This window comes from Pseudomonas sp. EL_65y_Pfl1_R83, assembly GCF_963970695.1.
Classification (GTDB): Bacteria; Pseudomonadota; Gammaproteobacteria; order Pseudomonadales; family Pseudomonadaceae; genus Aquipseudomonas; species Aquipseudomonas tritici.
Genome location: NZ_CAXAQI010000102.1, coordinates 1 through 656, shown reverse-complemented (window position 1 = coordinate 656; position 656 = coordinate 1). Strand labels below are relative to the sequence as shown.

Here is a 656-nt window from a genome sequence, read left to right as displayed (position 1 = left end):
ATAGGCGGCCTGCGCGTCGATCACCGCATAGCCCGGCACGCTGATCGTATTGGGCAGCGTGAGTTGCCGCGCGCTGAGCGCGGTGACGCCCGCGCCGAAGGACAGGCCTTTGGCCGGACCGTTCAGCACCCGGTAGCGCGCGGCGATGCGACCACTATTCTTGGGCACGCGCGTCAGCTCACTGCCGACCGGGATCGTATTGTCCGCCGTCACCTTGGTAGCGGTATGGGCGTAGGTGGCCAGCAGCGAGAAGGCCGGTGACGGCTCCCAGACGATGTCCGCTTCTACCCCGCGCGCCCGTTGCCGGCCGGTCTGGATGTTGAACCCGAGATTGTTCGGATCTGCCGTCGCCACATTGTCGCGGATTTGGTCGAAGACCGAGATCGTTCCCGACAGGTGAGCCTTGGGCATCGCCAGCTTCAGCCCGCCCTCGACGTTGCGCGATGTCTCGGGTTTGGGAACGGCCACGCCGACGAAGCCGAACGCGGCACGAAACGCGGTCGCATAGCCTGCGAAGATCGCAACGCCGGGCGCGAGATCAAAGGTCGCGCCGATCCGGGGCGATACATGGTGGTAGGTGTCGTTGTTGGCCACGCCGATGTTGCTGTCCTCGCGGAACTTGAGGATCGTGTAGCGCAGGCCCCCGGTGAGGTGCA

Annotated in this window: 1 protein-coding gene; it reads right to left on the bottom strand. The window is 65.7% G+C overall.

Annotated features, from left to right (window positions below):
• On the bottom strand, positions 1 to 656 hold a 656-nt coding region (locus AACY08_RS27850; protein ID WP_339472317.1), incomplete at both ends, for a TonB-dependent siderophore receptor.